Here is a 2,290-nt window from a genome sequence, read left to right as displayed (position 1 = left end):
CATAATACGCACTTAAAGCTTTCAGAAAGTCAGTAAAACTATAACCACCAATCAACACTCAACAAAGCCTGCCCAAGTTTAAGAGCGCCTAGCAAGATGAAGGGTTTTCTTTTCAATCTCCAACATTGCTACGCTTCGCTGCTTATCGCTCATCAGACCAAACCGCCCCCTTAACATGATCATGTTCGCTTATCCCTGCGGGGCTTTTTCATCGACAACAAACCTAAAAAACCACAAAATGGTGGAAAAAGACCAAAGCCTTGTCCAACAAGGGTTCAAGGCAAAAATCTCACAAAAACAACTGGGTTGTTTGGAAGTTAATCAGAAAATTCACCAATGGTTCGAAGGTTAGTTAGTAAAGAGTTTTTATCTTGCTTCGGCACTTCAAAAGCTTTCAACTGACAAGATAGTTTATATTTTTGTCCCTGATAGTTTTCTAACCAAGCATCGCAAGGTGATGCCGGTGTTAATTTAAGAGCAAAGTAAACATAATCAAACGATCGATGGTATCTATCATGAAGTGCATAGTCATAAGTAACAGAACCATTAGATTGTATAATCATCACATGGCCTGAGATATAAACCCCTTGTAAATAATCAGGGATATGAGGTACTACTTGCGTTGTTGTCGGGGTCGCTTGCGATGATGTTTTTGAATTTGAATTTGAATTTGAATTTGACTCGGGCTCTGCTTGTAGCACGAGTGACCACACATAAAATGGAAATGAAATAAAGAAACACAGCGCAATAAGACGCAGATATAAACGTGAACGTTTGGGCTTAGTGCGGGTATCTAATTGCTTAGGGTACCAATCGTTGAGCGTTTTACCTGAAAGATAGGTAAAAGGTGCGCGCATATCGACTTGTTGACCATTCAAATCTTCATAATCAATTTCGAAGATTTGATTAGTATCGTATTTACCAAAGAAATCTTTCGGTTTGTACGTTTCAGTATAATACGGCTTGTTACCCTGCTTTGTTTTGCCTCGACGGTAAGAGGCTCTATTGATGTGAGGCAATAGAGAACTGGATTGTTGCTTACCTTTCGTTTTAAGTAGCTTGTAGAAGTCATAGAGCGTAGAAAAGATAGGAATACGAAAGTGGTCAAGTCGAGTGCAACAAATAAAATGCTCACCAAGTGCATTTAATGCTTGTTTATCGACAGATTCGGGATCTTGAACAGCGATATAAATATCCCAACCTAATTTTCGAATCATAACGAGCTTTTGAATTAACTCTTTTCTCCCTTTCTGATTCCAATCCCTAGAGTTGAGCCAAAAAACACCCTCATCAAGGAAAAGCCCCCCAAGCTGTTGCTTTTCCTCTTGTGGGCAACCTCGCCCAAGTTGGTCTAAATCTTCTAAACGAAAAATAGAAGGAACTCGACTGATAGTTTCGGCCGTATTTGGGCATAATTCATTGGGGAAAAGATCAACATTGGTTGCAACTCTTGAACCCCTAGCTAAGTACTCCCTCATCTTTCGAGCAAGAAAAATGCCCTTACCTGCGCCCAATGTGCCATAAACAAAATAACAACTCATAATTAAGATCCATTTGACGAAAGTTTGATGATTTTGGATTTCATAATAAATACTTGAGCAATAACATGAGTAGAAAATATCGCTCCCATACACTGAGATATATTGCCAGGAAGCAAGGCCAATCCTGCTGCCACATTACCCGTAGGTAAAACGGGCTGAAATGTAAAAACACCAGATACCGCAGTCATAAAAGCAAGGTATAAAGCCAGATACATTGAAACCATTATGCCTAAAAAGACAAAACGATTTGTCGTTGAAAAGACCTGAATGCCAATAAGACTGCTTAACCACTGCCCTATTTTTGCAAATAATGCCCCCATTAAAGACTCCTAACGGTTCGTGTGAAGACCATGTAGATATTGAGTGCGGTAAGCAGGTAAAGAGACCATTCAAGTGTTGGCCTTACAAACTCTTCATAAGGCTCACAGTGTGCATCAAAAATGATATTTCTATCTAAATCCCCTATTGAGATTCGAGCGGTAAAAGGTAAGCACTGACCTCCACCAAACGAAATATACCCAAAAGGGTTAAACTCCCATTCAGGGACGTCAACAGATACCGAGTCTTTAATAAAGTCATCCATAGCAGCCGTAATTTCACTTTTGGAACCTGTGAGGTCTCCGTCACCAAGTGAACTGGATGCTTGTTCAAGATTTGTATCGGTATAAGTCGAATACTCTTGAAACGTCATAGGCCCAATTACGGGTAATGGGTTATTGGTATCCCATCCATTGTCGTCATCAGGATCT

Annotated in this window: 3 protein-coding genes; all 3 read right to left on the bottom strand. The window is 40.0% G+C overall.

Annotation, left to right across the window (positions count from 1 at the left end):
* Positions 1-317 precede the first annotated feature (317 nt).
* The gene (locus BCT49_RS03545; protein WP_102434174.1) at positions 318-1,541 is read right to left on the bottom strand and encodes a zonular occludens toxin domain-containing protein; all 1,224 of its coding nucleotides are present in this window, start codon (positions 1,539-1,541) and stop codon (positions 318-320) included.
* Between the two features lie 2 nt (positions 1,542-1,543).
* Complete coding sequence (locus BCT49_RS03540) at positions 1,544-1,861, bottom strand: DUF5455 family protein (protein ID WP_102434173.1); 318 nt, start codon at positions 1,859-1,861, stop codon at positions 1,544-1,546.
* Positions 1,861-2,290: hypothetical protein (locus BCT49_RS25650; RefSeq protein WP_157938597.1), on the bottom strand; the 430-nt coding region annotated here is incomplete at its 5' end. The genes BCT49_RS25650 and BCT49_RS03540, both read right to left, overlap by 1 nt.

Origin of the sequence: Vibrio lentus, assembly GCF_002875945.1 — a bacterium.
In the GTDB taxonomy this organism is placed as follows: domain Bacteria; phylum Pseudomonadota; class Gammaproteobacteria; order Enterobacterales; family Vibrionaceae; genus Vibrio; species Vibrio apostichopi.
The sequence above is the reverse complement of the archived record's forward strand: the minus strand, read 5'-3'. Positions and strand labels throughout refer to the sequence as shown.